Here is a 13,843-nt window from a genome sequence, read left to right on the forward strand (position 1 = left end):
ATCTGTCATTTTCGCATTTGCGAATCATTATCAGTCGCGTAAACATTACCACAGCGTAAGGACTTAGGTCCTGGAAGGATATGTTCCAATTTCCGGAACAGTGCTCGCCGAGGTCCTGGCATTACCGGCCCATCCCTCGGGAATACAGGTCCGCAAATGAGCAATGAAAGCTCTGACCCTGCGCGGCAGAATCCCATGGGGGTAGAGCAGAGTGACCGGCAAAGCCGGCCCATACCATTCTGGCAAACAGCGCTGGAAGCTATCGGGATGAGCCCGAAGCCTGCGCTCAGCCAGCCAGATCGGCATCAAGCCCAGGCCCCGGCCCGCTGCAATGGCGTCGCCCTGAACCGTCAACTGGTCGACCGTGAAGCGACGATCAGGCAATGACAGTGGGTATCTTCCCTGCCGCGAATGACGCAGGCTAATATCCGCATCTCCTTCCCCCAGAAGATCTGCCCAGGAGTGGTGAGCCAACTCGCCGGGGCTTGCCGGCGTTCCATGCTTACGGAAATACTCCGGACTTCCGTAAATCCCCTGTTCGAGCACGCCCAGGACTTCCCGCCGTAGCCCCGTTTCACCGGTCTGGCCCAACCAGATGCAAATACCGTCTTCAACCGTTTCCGGCAGGCTTCTCTGGGTATGAATCGTTACACGAATATCTTCATGGTCGCTCATGAAGGACTCAACCACACGGGAGAACCAGCCACGCACAAAGGATTCATGGCAGCGGAGTTCCAACTTTCCGGTCACCTCGGCTTTCAGTTCGTCCAGGGCCTCACGGCCCTGCGCAACCAACTCAAGAATGTCGTTGCAATAACGATAGAACACACGCCCGGCATCATTAGGCAAAATCTTCCGGGATTGTCGGAGCAGAAGAGGCTGCCCGACTCTCTCCTCCAATTGCCGGATCTTCCGGCTAAGGGTGGACTTGGGCAATCCCAAATCGCGAGTGCTAGCCGTCAGGCTGCCCGTTCGCACCACCGCTACAAAGGCTTCCAGTTCCTGAAAGTCATACATGATTAGGTTCCATTATTTGCAACTAACCGTTTTAATTTATCACTTCAAAAACTAAACAAGAACCATTATTATTCTTTTTCGTGAATATTGGCTGGCTACCTAACGCCTGCCTGACGGAGCCCCCTTGAACATGAAGCGCTGTGCCAAAGCCCCGAAAAAAAACCTTCGAAACTCAATTACAGCACTGGTGCTGAGCGTCATTGGGCCAGGCACCCTCCAGGCAGACCCCCGCTCGGTTGATACGGCTTACGGGCCGGTACCCGTCTACAGCCAACCAGAGCGGGTGGTGACACTCTATGAGGGCGCGTTGGACACAACCCTGGCGGTTCAGGCCAATGCGGTGGGCGCTGTGATTACCCGTGGCGGCAGCGACGTTGCTGATTACATCAAGGCCAGAGCGGGCGATATCCCCATTGTCGGCGCGCCAGCCGAAACCAACATTGAAGCGGTTATAGCCGCCCGACCCGATCTGATTCTGGCTGCCCCGCGCACCAGTGAGCAGCAGTATCAGCTGCTGTCCCGAATTGCACCGGTCATCGTATCGGACGCGCCTTTGTTCCAGCCGGATAGCTGGGAACAGCAAACCCGATTATTCGCCAAGGCTCTGGGCCGGGAGGACGCTGCCGAACAGGTTATTGCGCGGGTCGAATCCCGTATAGCCGAGGTTGCCGACCTGGTTCAGGCCCGCATTCCCGAAGCTCAGCGTGACGCCAGCCTCGTTCGCTGGATGCCCCAGGGGCCCCTGGTGATGTCAGCCGGCCTGTTCTCTGCATCAATTCTTCAGGCGGTGGGTTTCCAGATAGACAACAACAATCTGGTCAAGGAAGGGCGCCCTCATAGCGAACCATTAAGTCTGGAAAACCTGTCCCGCATGGACCAGACCTGGGTATTCCTGGCGACGCTTAATGAGGATGGCGATAAAGCGCTGACGGCGGCCCGCCAGTCCCCAGCTTTTTCCCGACTCAACGCAGTCGAGAATGACCGGTTGATAACCGTAAATGGGCAGCTTTGGACCAGCGCATCCGGCCCCTTGGCTGTGCTGGCCATCCTCGACCAGATCGAGACGGCGATCACCGCCAGACAGCTCTGAAGAAGCTAATGGTGGAGCGTCAGCACCAACATCGTCTGGTTGCGTCTCGCGCCTTTATCCCGCCGCTTCTGGCTGCGGGATTTTTCCTGCTCTTGGTGATACTGGCCAGTCTGCTCAATGGCGCCGGCCCGGTGTCTGCCATCGACGTTTTGGCGGCACTGATGGGAGCCGGCACCGAGGAAGCGTTGTTTGTCGTTACCGAACTTCGGTTGCCACGAACCATCATTGCACTGATAACCGGCATGGCACTCGGGTTGGCGGGGGCTATTCTGCAATCGATGACCCGCAACCCCTTGGCCGAGCCGGGCTTACTGGGGGTTAGCGCAGGCAGCGGCTTTTTTGTTGCTTTGGCTATACTTTGGGGCGCCAGCACAACTACGATTACCGCCATGGTGGCCCAGCTTGGCGCGCTGGCAGGCTGTGCGCTGGTTATTGCCGCCACCCGGGTTCAGGGCCTGGGCAATGATCCGGTAAGACTGGTGCTGGCCGGTGCCACCCTCACGAGCCTTTTGATGGCTCTGACCTCAATGCTGATGCTGATGGACCAGCGTGCCGCAGATGAAATCCGCTTCTGGATCACTGGCAGCGTAGCTGGCAAATCGCTATCCATGCTTTGGGCAACCCTGCCGTTCATCCTGGTCGGGCTGGCGTTGATCGCCATCCTGGCTCGACCGCTGGCAGCCATGGCCCTGGGTGAAAAAGCGGCAGTCGGCCTGGGCCATCACCCGGGGCAGATCCGGTTTCTGATTACCATAACCGTTGCCCTGCTGGTCGGTTCCGCCACCGCCCTGGCCGGACCGCTGATTTTTGTTGGGTTGGTGGTACCGTTTATTGCACGGGCCTTTTCCGGCCCGGACATACGGAAGACGCTTTGGCTGTGCGTGCCGATTGGCCCAGCAGTGGTACTGGGGGCTGATGTGGTTTCCCGGTTGATCGCGGCGCCCGCGGAGATGCCTCTGGGTGTCGTCACCGCCCTGATCGGCGCACCGGTGTTGCTGGCCATTGTACGCGCAGGCCGGATGCCTTCTTTATGAGTTCACAGTTTACGATGCCCGGTACCCGTAACACCCTGGTCAACATTGCACTGTCCGTGCTGATGGTTCTGATCCTGTTTACCTCCCTCTCGACAGGCACTGTGCAAGTATCGCTGTTCGACACCATGAGTGCCTTGGTCGGCAATGCAGACCCGATGACCGATTTCGTCGTCAACGAGCTGCGCTTGAGCCGTGTCGTAGCGGGTTTATTGAGTGGCGCGGCACTCGCCATGGCCGGCTGCCTGATGCAGACCCTAGCCCGCAATCGCCTTGCCACACCCGGCATTATCGGCATTGATAACGCCGCCACCGCCTTCGCAGTGGCGTCTGTGATTGGCGTTGGATTATCGCTGGCACCTTCGGCCATGGCACTGGCCGGAGCAGCAGCCGCCACCGCCATTGCTTTCGGCCTGGCTGGCGCCAACGTCACCCGGGGCTATCGTTTCATTGTCGCCGGTATCGGAATTGGTGCAATCGCCGGCGCCGTTACTCAGGTAATGCTCAGCCGGGTGGCCATTGACACAGCCAATGCCGCGTACCCCTGGACCGTGGGCAGTCTGAATGCACGCGACAGCCGAAGTGTGCTCGTTCTGGGCATCGGGGTTGCGGCGGGTTACGTGACTCTGATGTGCCTCTCGCGGGCACTCAATACCTTACAGTTCTCAGATGCCGTGGCCATTGCCCTCGGCACCCGCCTGAGAGCCATCCGTGTTACGGGCCTTGGTTTGTCAGTGATGCTGACCGGCCTAGCGGTATCGGTGTGTGGGCCTGTCGGCCTGATAGCCCTGCTGGCGCCCGAGTTAGCGCGGGCGCTCTGTCGACCGGGGAAGATCCCCCTGACAGCTGCAGCCCTGGCCGGTGCCAGCTTCATGCTTCTTGCTGACCTGCTAGGGCGAATCCTGCTCGCACCGCTGGAAATTCCGGTCGGCATCATTACCGCCATTGTCGGCAGCCCCTATTTACTCTGGATTCTGCTTAGACCTTCTCCACGGAGCCTGACATGAGCCATACCAAAACCGCGACCCTGAAGGCTGAATCCATTACGCTTGCCCATCGCCAGTTCATCGTCGCGGAAAATCTGAGTCTTTCGCTACCTACTGGCAAAGTCACTGCGATTGTGGGGCCCAACGGCTGCGGAAAGTCGACTTTGCTGAACGGACTGGCCCGGATTCACGCCCCCCGCGAAGGCTCAGTGTTACTGGACGGCAAAGACATCCATCGACTGCCGTCCAAAGAGGTAGCGCGGAAGCTGGCGCTGCTGCCCCAGGATAACACCGCACCCGAAGGTCTGACTGTGGCAGACCTGGTGCGGTTTGGCCGCCAGCCCCATCAGGGTTGGATGACGCAGTGGTCGAGAGAGGATCAACAAGCCTTTGATCAGGCGGTATTGGCAGCCGATGTGGCCGATTTATCCGGGCGGGCTCTGGACACCCTGTCCGGCGGCCAGAGGCAGCGGGCATGGATTGCCATGGCCGTTGCCCAACAAACGCCCTTGTTGCTGTTGGATGAGCCCACCTCGGCATTGGATCTGGGCCACCAGATTGAGGTATTTGAGCTTATTCAAGCTCTCAGTCGCCAGGGCAAAACCATAGCGATGGTGGTGCACGATCTGGTTAATGCCTGCCGCTATGCCGACCACATGGTCGCCATGAAAAACGGATGCATTATTGAGGAAGGCGCCCCGGCAGACATTGTCTCGCCAGAACTGGTCAAAGAGTTGTACGGTGTTCACTGTGACCTGATACAGGACCCAGCCACCGGTTCTCCGCTGCTGGCAAACCTGCGTCCCTGCAACTCGTAAAAGGGCTGACTCGAATGTTCGCTTTTGTTTAAAACCGAGAGCCTAAACAGTGGCGGGCCAATATATAATAAAAATTCCCGGCCACAACTGGTGACTTAGGCCACCATAATGAGGCTGAAGCGGCCTGAACGAACATGTTGGCAAGATCTGCTAAGCACAAAAAATAGAAAGGCGCAGCCAGGCGCTGCACCTTTCTTCTTACCTCAATGCTTCGCCAACCCCATACAATTGGCATAGAAGGTAGTTGTCGCCGGCCAGTCCGAGAAGATACCGATGACACCGACCTCACGGGCCAGAACATCGATCACGGTAAGCATGTCGCCGTCGTTGTTGATGGCATCTGTCACGGTCTGGTAATACCAGCCACCACCGTTTTCCAGCGGTCCACTGCGTTCAACCGTCCAGGCAATCAGGTCCAGGCCTGCTTCGCGCGCATTCTCGGCGTACCGCGACGGAACGATTTGCCCCTGGTTGTCCAGAGCCAGCAGCTTCCAAAGCGCCGGCGCCAGAATATTCACGCCCTGTGCCTTCAGCACCTCCATATAAGCCAATGAGGTGTTTTCCGGCGTGGGCGCTGACTGATCAAGAAAAACTGCTTGCCGGCCAAAGCGGGGCGTCTCGTTCACCCAATACAGCACGTCCTCCAGATTGAAAGATTGGGGCCACACATCCCCCGGCTGCACACCAGCATCAATATAATCCTGGATCATCTGGCGGGCATAGTCCTGCTGGCTGTAGTCGCCTTCAAACGGCATATCCACCACCGGTGATTTCAGCTCCGGGGTGAACTTTACGCCCAGTGCCTTGAACAACTCGATGCTTTCCTTATGGGTCATCAGCGTACCCCGGCTGGCGTAGAGATCGGTGCGCCAGTCTGCGGTGCCGGTCAGATACTCCTCCGGTGTGGTTGCCATCGGGTTGTAGGCATCCATCTTGCCCGTCAGGGACTTGAACTCGGCGAGGGTAATATCACTGGTCCGGCACTCGGCCTCTGCCGGCGCACCCGTGGCGGGATCGGCGGGCACGAAAGGCTGGGTACACTTGGCGTTCAGTGCCGGCACGGCAACAATATTGGTGGTGGTATGGAGGTCGTCCTGGGCATGTCGGCAAACCAGCTTTCGGTCCCTGGTAAAGGCGACATCGCATTCCAGGATCCCGGCACCCATGCGGGCCGCCGCGATGTAGGATTCACGGGTATGTTCGGGAAACTGCAGAGGGGCGCCCCGGTGGCCGATGGAGAAATCCGTTTTTTTGACAGAATCGGTATTGCAGGCCTGCAGGCGCGCTTTGAGTGGGCTGTCGTCCATGTCATCAACAAGCCAGAAAGGCCGTGGCCCCAGATGGACCGACGGTTCCGGCTGGCCGCCCGTCGCAGGCGCTGCATGCGGGGAGCGATCCTTAACCGTGGCCGCTTGCCCCAGGGACATCGCCACGCACAGGGCGAAGCCCACACAAATCCGTAACGTCATAGCATCCTCCTTGTGAACCCGATGATAGCGTATCAACAGTGTTCCCAAGGAGGATTACCGCCAGGTGACGGCTGAGGCAGGATTATCTGGCGGGTTGCTTTCAGCTCGCCGCGGACGCCTCATACTCTCGAATCATGGCAAACAACTGGTCCTTCAGATTCAGACGCTGTTTCTTGAGGTTTTCCAGGTACTCATCGGAGGTATTCTCTGCCCCCGTTTCGACGCGGTGAACCGCATGGTCCACTTCATGATACTCATCAAACAGCTTGGCAAAGTGATTACTGTTGGTTTTCAGTAGATGAATGGCTTCTTTGGATTCCGGCAATTCGTGAATCAGGTCGTGTTTTTCCAGGGACATTCGCGCAGTCTCCATGACTGGTGGGGATGAGATGAAGTTGACTCATTTCAGTGTAGGGCTCGCTGCACTTGTCAGTCTTGATCCCCGTCAAGCGCCAGTGAGGCTGCAAACGAATTACCATGCGGGTTCATCGTTCCGGATACGCAGAAAGCTGGCAAAGCGAGGCAGGCCGGTGGCTGTGAGGCCATAGTACTTGAATGTGATCGTGGTTCCGGGTTTGGGAGGTGACGCTCGTTCGGATTCGCTGAACCCCGAACCAATCCGGAATTTCCTGCCACCTTCCAACTCCACCAGCAGTGACCCCATCAGCCCCTCGTATTTGCCCTTGCCCGGCAGGTGATGAACCACCACCGCTTCGGCATCCTGGTACTGTTTCACCTTCAACAAATCATTCGAGCGCCCACTTCGGTAACCACTGGCGCCCAGCCGCAGCATCAGGCCCTCTCCCCCACCAGCCACCACCTTGTCCAGACGCAGCATCAAATTCTCATGGCTGCTCGCCCGTTGTTGATCAACAAGCGCCATATAGGGTGACCCAACCTTCTCGATCAACACCCTCAGCCGGGCCAGGCGTTGATCGAAGGTAGCCTTCTGATCCGGAAGATCAAACACCATGAACCGAATCCGCCGCCAATCGTCATCATCGGGCACCACCTGACGCACCGCCCCTGACAACTCCGCAAACCGGCCCCGCCCCATCCAGAGCTCGCCGTCCAGGGGGTGCGCCGGAAACCCTCTGGTGAACCAAGCGGGCACCCGATACTCGTGACCACCACGGGAAAGAAATCGCTCGCCGGTCCAGTATGCGCGCACCCCGTCGAGCTTTTCACTGACCCAGTAGTCGTCCAGCGGCATGCCCTTTTGATACACATTGGCGAGTGTCAGCTCGGGCTGTTTCGCTACCGCTACGGGGGAAAACAGAAGGAAAAGCAGCGCCTGCAGCACGGCGCTGAACAATCGAAAAGGCATGGCAATTCCTTTGCTCTCAGTTGGTTTTTCCTGCAGAGGCCAGACTTTCCTTTCCGCCCCTGGTCATCAATAGCGTATTAGTCGTTTCCGCAGGTGCTCCTCACCTTTTTCCGGAAATCCTCACGAATACGGGTATTCTCGGCCTCGCTCACGAAGACCCTCTCGCCCTGATCGTTGACGTTGTAAAAGGTAGAAACGCTGGCCAGATACTTGAGGCGCGCCCGAAGCTTCCTGCACAGCTCAGCTTGCTTCTCCGCTTTCTCCTCAGCCTTGGCATCGGCGGCCTTCCGCGCCTTTCGTTCCTCCTGTTGTTGCTCCAGAAACTCCGTCATCTTCTGGTGTCGCTCCCGGGTACCCGCATCCACGCTGGCCGGAGCGGACTTCACCGTGACTTCACTTGATGCCGCTTTAGCCGGTGGACGATCTCCGAAATGGGTCTGACCGTTGGCGTCGACCCATTTGTAGACGCCGGCGTTTGCGGAGAGGGGGATAAGACAGAGAGAGATCAGAACCAGAAATGCTTTCACAAAGAACTCCTTTTCACTTCGTTAATTCCATGGCTCACCTGCGAGAATATGCCTTCTGCGTCGTTGGAAGCCTAGCACCTCAGCTAGGAGCAGGTAAGCTCACCTGCTGGCGAAACTGAAGACTTTGAGACAGCGCTTGTACATTTCGTCTGTTTTCTGTTTGTAGGTGGCCTCGTCCATATCCCGCCAGTAACGGGGATTTCGGCCGATGCGTTTGTCATGCTCGGCGGTCACCGGGTCCTTGTGACGATGCGGCTCAAACAGCGGAATATCTGGCAGCGGGGCGGTGCTGTCCATGTATTGCAGCCAGAAATTCCATAGGGCCTTGTGGTCTTCATCGTTACTGGACGCAGCCTGGAAGTCGGTCAGCGGCAGCGCCTCTTCCCGGAAACGATGAACCATCGCACCGTAATAAAGAGGTAAGCCCTGGTGGGTCGGGCCAGTGTGGACATAGCCATCAAATTCGGCAAACGGTGACTGCCAGGCAATCTGGCCAGCGTCCCGTTTTTTCTTGGGATTGCGGAAGGCGGTGACGAGGCCGGTTCGGCGGTTGAATTCCCAAAGAGGGCCTTTGGGGTCTTTGTAGATCCAGCTGGGGAAGAGGTGTTCGATGAGGCTGACACACCCCCAAATGAGAGCGCAGCCGCCCCCTCCATAGACAAGTATCGGCAAAAAGCCCTCTAGGAATAACTGCCTCTTTTCTTCGGCGCTAACATCAAGAAGGAGCGTAACAGCCACGGAAGCGAGGAAAATTCCCACTCCTCCTAAAATCAACGTAAACTTCGCAAATACTTTGAGCAATAACCATCGCCAAGAAGAGCCTGGTAGCGTAGCCCAGCGAATGCTTTCCTGGTTGATCCAGGCCATCGGAACTCTCTTCCTCTCTTCACCTCGGCCTTCTTCAACGTACCAGTTAGTGTCCTCATCCTGTCCCGGCAGCCAGGTTTCCAAAAAGTCGCCCGGGACCACGTTGGAAACATACTCTTTAGACAGTTTCTGCCCAGCCGTCCACTGAAAGCGAAAACCCCGGGAACGCTGATCCAACTGCCCACGACGACGTGGACTACTGTCTCGGTCGGGTTGCCAAGCGGTAGGGCCGTAATACGAGGTTTCAGACATCGGAGGCTTCCTCCACAGTGTTCAGTTTTCGATGAGAAAGAACACTCAAAGCTCGCCGATTGGTAGTCAAGCTAGCCCAGAACGGAGCATCATCTTTAGTAAAATCCGGAGCCTCATGATTGCCGTGCCTGAGCTCCTGGTAAACCAGAGGATCCCTAACCGGTGGTGCAGGAAATACGTACTCTCTGCCAGTACCAAGGTCCGCAACCATTCGCGCCCTTATCTCCCATTCGTGAAACACCAGCCCTGACGGTCTGGGAGTCTCCAGCCAGTATTCTACGCCGTCAGGCAAGTATCTCCGATGAACCCACCAATCGCCATCGTCGGATTCCTGCAACTCAGTTTTGGCGACCGTGGTACCGCCGGAGCCAGGATTAGGTCGGTGAACTTCCTTGACTCTACGAATGTGTACCTTGAGTGCAGCTTCACCCAGAATACTAACCAGATTGCTTCGGACGACAATCCGGAAATTGGCCTTCACCAGCTCATCGTGAAGTTCATCCACTTCCCCGCGGGAAGGCATTGAACCGTCACTAACGATTTTGACTTCCGCCAAACGGCGAGCCTCTGTGGGGTCTACATGGTGCAGGGATTCGAGGATCTGCACACCGGCCAGAATATTGGCCAGTCGGTAGAACGCTTCCCTTTCCGGCACTGGCTTCGGCGCTGGGATTTCCGGCGTGTTATCAACCCATGGCAACCATGACCAGAGGCTACTTGAGGATTCATCCGGAGCATCTTCCTCTTTGGCCCAATCGTCTAATGCCGGAGCATCTCCCCATAGATGCTCATAGGATGAGTTTCGATACTCCCCGAAAGGTCCGTTCTTGAGCCATGACTCAAGCTCATCATCCTCCAGTAAACTCGCAACCACTGATCCAGCTATCACCAAGGTCAAACCGACACCCAGCACAATCCAGCCCACAGGGGTGCTCAGACCCAGAACTGCACCGGCGCTACCCCCTTTGGCAGCACCCATCAACGATATACTCGCCCAGCCGCTCATCAGGGCGCCGGCCGTGGCGCCGCCCATAGCTACAGCAGAGGCTGTTTGCCCTGTTTTCAAGTAGTGAATGGAGTCTGCAGCGCGAATGCCTGCGTCCAAAAAAGCCAGTATTGAAACGGACACCATTCGGAGAGTTATCGCTCGCGGTAACCGACTACCCAAAGCCTGGGAGATTCGACCAGTCGCCACTGCTTTCTCAACGTCAAATACCACCCGATTCATCTGATGTGCTATGGCTGAACTATCCATCAACCGTTTAGACAGCTGCTCGGCAACAGCCACGGAGGCCATAGACAAATCCAGCACCGCAGACACGATATCTGCCGCCGCTCGCACTCCTCCCCGGGTTCGCAGGATTTCAGAGAAACCTGAGAGCGTATAGCTCAAATTCCAAAGTTCAAACCCCAACACCACATAAGGCAAACCAAGCCGATCGAGCGCCTTGCCAAGACTGCGCTGCTGGCTAATCTGGGCGCGCACCTCGCGATAGTTCTTCACCAAATCCGAGTTAGCGGGCGCCATAAAGGCATAGAACCGACCCGACTCGTCCCCATTCACCCCGCCAGGCACCCTGTTAGGGTTAGTGCTTCCGATAGTGCGCCCGTCCGCGTCCTGGATTTCTCCATGGAAACGGCCACTGTGGTTGTTGCGATTAAAGTAATCACGCTCTGCATCTGTCAGTCCATTTCGTAGCCCGATCTCGGGATCCTCCACACCCAGAAGGACCATATTCATACCCTGCGAGCCTTGCGGCAGAAACAGAAGTTCACCCAGCAAAGTCGGGTTCATGGCCTTGAGCGAACGGACCATAGGGCCGTGGATATCCAGATCAATGCGAATTAACTCACCATAAACACTTTGCAGCGCTTTATTGAACTGCCCCATCAACTGACCACTGATGCCATCCAAGGCCTTGGTGGTCATTCGCAAGAAACCGACTGTGTTAAAAGCCCCTTGCTCCGCCAAGGCCACCAACGACGCCGCCTCGATGGTTTGCAGATCTTCCTGTGCCGGCAACGAGTCTTCCAGGTCCAGCTGCGCAAAGGCTGAGGGCCTGAATCGACCATCTCCCGGGTTAGGCTCTGACTCGGGTCGCTCATAGGGCTCGCTCAGCGGCACAGCTTCAGATTGCGGATAGAGCATGGCATGCAATGGATGGACTGAGCCCTCCCTCGCAATCTCGAGGATCAGCTCCGAGCCTTGCCGAGCTGGAGTATCGTCCGGGTCAGTGAGTCTTCCCGTGCATCGGGTTGAACAATCAGGGTTGGTGCTGGCCAGCCAGGGCTTGTCTGCAGACTCAGCATCGTATTGCAAAATGCTGAACAGCTGGCCTGAAAGGACGAATCCACTCTGGTAATCTCCGCCCTCAAGTGAAAACAAATCTGCCAGCCTGGCCTGATTCTCACAATCCTTGAGCAGCGCCAACAGGCGCTTCTGCGCTGACTTTATCGTATTGATGCCATGGGCCCGATACGCTCGGTGAAGCGCCTTCTCGAGCTTTCCGCTCAAAGACAGGTCGAGGTGCCTGGCATGCTTGTTCAGAGGATTGGGCTTCCCACCCAGATTCTCTGGCAATACCGTTTGCTCAACCAGTTCAGCGCTTTGGTAATGTGGTTGGCGGCTGGCCCATTCTCGAATACTCTTCTGATACAAGATCCCGGAGCTGGTGCGAGTCATGGCTTTTCGGATTTCGAACAACTCATCGTAAACAACGATCCCCATCAAACCTCGTTTACGGCCGCTCTCGAAAATATCGCCAGACTCTCCTATGTTTTCCCACACTAAACGACTACTTTCCCCAGCAGCCGTGTCTTTTTTCGCCTCGTTGGCAAGATCCTGCAACACCATATTCCTGATTGCCGCTGTGGGCCCCAGGTCGGTGTTTCGGTACTGACTCTCACGCCATGCGCTCTCTGCATCCGCTCCGCCTGCAAAAAAATTCTTTTGCTCCTCGGCTGCCTGTTCATAACATGCCAGTCCATAGGAACCCTCCAGATCTGTAAGGAAGTCGAAGGTGGATGGCACCTGCTCCTCAAGCAGGGGTTGCCGGCCTCGCTGAGGCGCCACCTCATCCAGCGCAACCATTTCGGCAAACCTACGATGCCAACGGGCATCTGGTCGCTGAACAATTCTTTGGGTGCGCTCTTTAAAGGCCTCGCTATCGCTTTCCAAGAACTCGATGCGAGCAGCCGACCACTGAACTTCAGACCAGGCAACGCGGACATCGCTTACATAAGTGGCACTGGTCGTGTAGTAATTTACTGGCACCCAGATTTCGTCCAGAGGAACCGAGGTGGGCAGACGTTTGTTGGCACTCAGACGTTGCTGTCCCTCGTTCCTGTATGCACTTAACGGAATATCTCGGAACCACAGTCGACCGTCTTCGTTCCGAGATAGCCTGATTTCACGCCACAACCGGTTATTGCGGAACAGGTAAAGGTAGCCAGAGCGGGCTGAAACAATCTGTTGCCCGGGTACACCTGCGATGGGCTCCTCTCGCTCTACCAGTGTCAATGGAACCAACGGCGCCACAATAAGTTTCTGCCGAACGATTTGCCGGGGAGTCACTTCCGGCAGGGTGTAAAGCGGTATTCGCAACGAATCGCCCTGCTCGGCAGCAATTTCCAGAGCGACATCGGCTTGCGGTGACTCATCCCAAGGCCAAACACGAAGCACACTGCTATCCAGCACCTCATGCTCCAACTGATCATCTATCGTTTGGTAGGGTGTGGATTCTTGATGCTGCAGGAGGCGAAGCTCCTGTCCACTGGGGTGATCCTTCCCCAGTATTTCAACGATCAGCACGTCCCCCTCACAGGCGGGCCCGCAACTTTCTGTATTTCGCGGTGATTCGGTTTCAGACATCCCTGTCATCCCTCAGGTTGTTAACTGGTACTGTAATGGATCAGCCACCGCCATACTCAATCGCTTAAGTTGCTCTGGCTCCAGAACAGGCGTTCCCGCCATAGACACTGGTTCCGGGTTCCGTGAAACCAGCCAGCGCCCCTCATGAGAGCATCCGTGCCAGTAGATCACTTGCTTGATCGGCCCATCCTCACCGATGTTTCGGGGCTTCAGCCGGTGCCAGATCAGGGGGTCATAGAACCGCAGCAGGCCTTTTCTGCCCTCACCAAACGCCACGGTAAGGCGCTCCCGAACCCAGGTGACTACGGCGTCAATAGTCTCGTCAGATTCGATGACTATCCCGCTTAACTCATTGTTTAGCTTGAGTTCGTTCAGAGCCCACTTGTACAGTTCGCTTTCCTGGGCTGCCTGAACGACAACGGGGCTCTCATCCACGTAGGCAGCCCACAGCGTTTCGTTGAAAAGGTGCTGCCACACTGGAGCCTCATCATGCTCGTAGAGCTTCCTGAGCAGCGGTTCTCCAGCTAGGCTCTCCAGCACCAGATAACGCACTTTGCCAGATGTAGGTCTGGGTAATGCCACCATCCT

General features: G+C 56.8%; 12 protein-coding genes. 4 read left to right on the top strand and 8 right to left on the bottom strand.

Translation table 11 applies throughout. The features are described from left to right. Positions 1–63: 63 nt before the first annotated feature. Positions 64–1,017: a LysR family transcriptional regulator gene (locus tag ACESMK_RS00135; RefSeq protein ID WP_372994061.1), complete on the bottom strand. Its 954-nt coding sequence runs from the start codon at positions 1,015–1,017 to the stop codon at positions 64–66. A gap of 130 nt (positions 1,018–1,147) precedes the next feature. Here ACESMK_RS00135 and ACESMK_RS00140 point away from each other — a divergent pair, with 130 nt between their 5' ends. From ACESMK_RS00140 to ACESMK_RS00155, 4 genes are read left to right on the top strand one after another with little or no spacing between them, the layout of a single operon-like run. After that, positions 1,148–2,107, top strand: coding sequence for an ABC transporter substrate-binding protein (locus ACESMK_RS00140; protein ID WP_372995401.1), 960 nt, complete (start codon positions 1,148–1,150; stop codon positions 2,105–2,107). Between the two features lie 8 nt (positions 2,108–2,115). Next, on the top strand, positions 2,116–3,141 hold the full coding sequence (locus tag ACESMK_RS00145) for a FecCD family ABC transporter permease (RefSeq protein WP_372994063.1): 1,026 nt from the start codon (positions 2,116–2,118) through the stop codon (positions 3,139–3,141). Beyond that, entirely contained in the window at positions 3,138–4,145 is a 1,008-nt protein-coding gene (locus tag ACESMK_RS00150; RefSeq protein WP_372994065.1) for a FecCD family ABC transporter permease, read from the top strand. The genes ACESMK_RS00145 and ACESMK_RS00150 overlap by 4 nt, the downstream gene beginning before the upstream one ends. Then, on the top strand, positions 4,142–4,942 hold the full coding sequence (locus ACESMK_RS00155; RefSeq protein WP_372994067.1) for an ABC transporter ATP-binding protein: 801 nt from the start codon (positions 4,142–4,144) through the stop codon (positions 4,940–4,942). Before ACESMK_RS00150 ends, ACESMK_RS00155 begins: the two co-directional genes overlap by 4 nt. Positions 4,943–5,145: 203 nt before the next feature. Here the strand turns inward: ACESMK_RS00155 and ACESMK_RS00160 are convergent, their stop codons facing one another. The 7 genes from ACESMK_RS00160 to ACESMK_RS00190 form a co-directional block, all read right to left on the bottom strand. Then, positions 5,146–6,411, bottom strand: coding sequence for a glycerophosphodiester phosphodiesterase family protein (locus tag ACESMK_RS00160; protein ID WP_372994069.1), 1,266 nt, complete (start codon positions 6,409–6,411; stop codon positions 5,146–5,148). A gap of 100 nt (positions 6,412–6,511) precedes the next feature. Continuing rightward, positions 6,512–6,769: a YdcH family protein gene (locus ACESMK_RS00165; RefSeq protein ID WP_372994071.1), complete on the bottom strand. Its 258-nt coding sequence runs from the start codon at positions 6,767–6,769 to the stop codon at positions 6,512–6,514. A 114-nt stretch (positions 6,770–6,883) separates the two neighbouring features. After that, on the bottom strand, positions 6,884–7,738 hold the full coding sequence (locus ACESMK_RS00170; protein ID WP_372994073.1) for a DNA ligase: 855 nt from the start codon (positions 7,736–7,738) through the stop codon (positions 6,884–6,886). A 77-nt stretch (positions 7,739–7,815) separates the two neighbouring features. Next, complete coding sequence (locus ACESMK_RS00175; protein ID WP_372994075.1) at positions 7,816–8,265, bottom strand: DUF4124 domain-containing protein; 450 nt, start codon at positions 8,263–8,265, stop codon at positions 7,816–7,818. Positions 8,266–8,364: 99 nt separating this feature from the next. Next, positions 8,365–9,384, bottom strand: coding sequence for a hypothetical protein (locus ACESMK_RS00180; RefSeq protein WP_372994077.1), 1,020 nt, complete (start codon positions 9,382–9,384; stop codon positions 8,365–8,367). Next, a complete protein-coding gene (locus ACESMK_RS00185; RefSeq protein ID WP_372994079.1) occupies positions 9,377–13,255 on the bottom strand; it encodes a hypothetical protein in 3,879 nt (1,292 codons plus the stop codon). The genes ACESMK_RS00180 and ACESMK_RS00185 overlap by 8 nt, the downstream gene beginning before the upstream one ends. 12 nt (positions 13,256–13,267) lie before the next feature. Then, a complete protein-coding gene (locus ACESMK_RS00190) occupies positions 13,268–13,837 on the bottom strand; it encodes a DUF4123 domain-containing protein (RefSeq protein ID WP_372994081.1) in 570 nt (189 codons plus the stop codon). Between the last annotated feature and the right edge of the window lie 6 nt (positions 13,838–13,843).

Origin of the sequence: Marinobacter sp., assembly GCF_041687235.1 — a bacterium.
GTDB lineage: Bacteria > Pseudomonadota > Gammaproteobacteria > Pseudomonadales > Oleiphilaceae > Marinobacter.

Bases quoted from the DNA above. Each gene is read 5' to 3' on its own strand.
- ACESMK_RS00135 (WP_372994061.1), bottom strand. From the start codon at position 1,017: ATGTATGACTTTCAGGAACTGGAAGCCTTTGTAGCGGTGGTGCGAACG.
- ACESMK_RS00140 (WP_372995401.1), top strand. From the start codon at position 1,148: ATGAAGCGCTGTGCCAAAGCCCCGAAAAAAAACCTTCGAAACTCAATT.
- ACESMK_RS00145 (WP_372994063.1), top strand. From the start codon at position 2,116: ATGGTGGAGCGTCAGCACCAACATCGTCTGGTTGCGTCTCGCGCCTTT.
- ACESMK_RS00150 (WP_372994065.1), top strand. From the start codon at position 3,138: ATGAGTTCACAGTTTACGATGCCCGGTACCCGTAACACCCTGGTCAAC.
- ACESMK_RS00155 (WP_372994067.1), top strand. From the start codon at position 4,142: ATGAGCCATACCAAAACCGCGACCCTGAAGGCTGAATCCATTACGCTT.
- ACESMK_RS00160 (WP_372994069.1), bottom strand. From the start codon at position 6,411: ATGACGTTACGGATTTGTGTGGGCTTCGCCCTGTGCGTGGCGATGTCC.
- ACESMK_RS00165 (WP_372994071.1), bottom strand. From the start codon at position 6,769: ATGTCCCTGGAAAAACACGACCTGATTCACGAATTGCCGGAATCCAAA.
- ACESMK_RS00170 (WP_372994073.1), bottom strand. From the start codon at position 7,738: ATGCCTTTTCGATTGTTCAGCGCCGTGCTGCAGGCGCTGCTTTTCCTT.
- ACESMK_RS00180 (WP_372994077.1), bottom strand. From the start codon at position 9,384: ATGTCTGAAACCTCGTATTACGGCCCTACCGCTTGGCAACCCGACCGA.
- ACESMK_RS00185 (WP_372994079.1), bottom strand. From the start codon at position 13,255: ATGTCTGAAACCGAATCACCGCGAAATACAGAAAGTTGCGGGCCCGCC.